General features: G+C 39.3%; 1 protein-coding gene. It reads left to right on the top strand.

Annotated elements, in window-relative coordinates:
* Window positions 1-161: 161 nt before the first annotated feature.
* Window positions 162-504 (top strand): OmpP1/FadL family transporter (locus tag R7044_RS28420; RefSeq protein WP_225456440.1); only part of this gene is annotated, 343 nt, incomplete at its 3' end.

Raw genomic sequence — 504 nt, 5'->3', positions numbered from 1 at the left:
TTTTTTCATTCCACTATCATGGTTAGATTATAAAACCATAAATAAACAACAAATTAGAACAAAACACCAAATACATTCATGTTCCGGATTTTCATTTCTAAAGTAATAACTCTACCTTTAGACTTTTGCCCCACGTTATAATTAATTCAGCGAACATTAGAATGAAAACCAACAAGACTTTCCTATCAACAGCAGTAGCACTTAGCCTACTTGGCACTTCAGGCATGGCAAATGCAGCAGGCTTCCAATTAGCTGAATATTCTGCAACAGGTCTAGGTCGTGCTTACGCTGGTGAAGCAGCAATGGCTGACAACGCAAGTTCTCAATGGCGTAACCCAGCAATGCTTACTTACCTAGAGGGCACTCAAGTGTCTGTTGGTGCCATCTATGTAAATCCAAACATTGATATCAATGGTCAAACCACACTTAAGCATGCAGTAAATGAGAATGTAATTAACTCCTCTTCAACCTCTGCAGAAGACTTCGCACATGATGCGATCATTG

The organism is Vibrio sp. 1402 (genome assembly GCF_033340275.1).
Note: the sequence above shows the minus strand (reverse complement) of the source record. Positions and strands in the feature narration are given on the sequence as shown.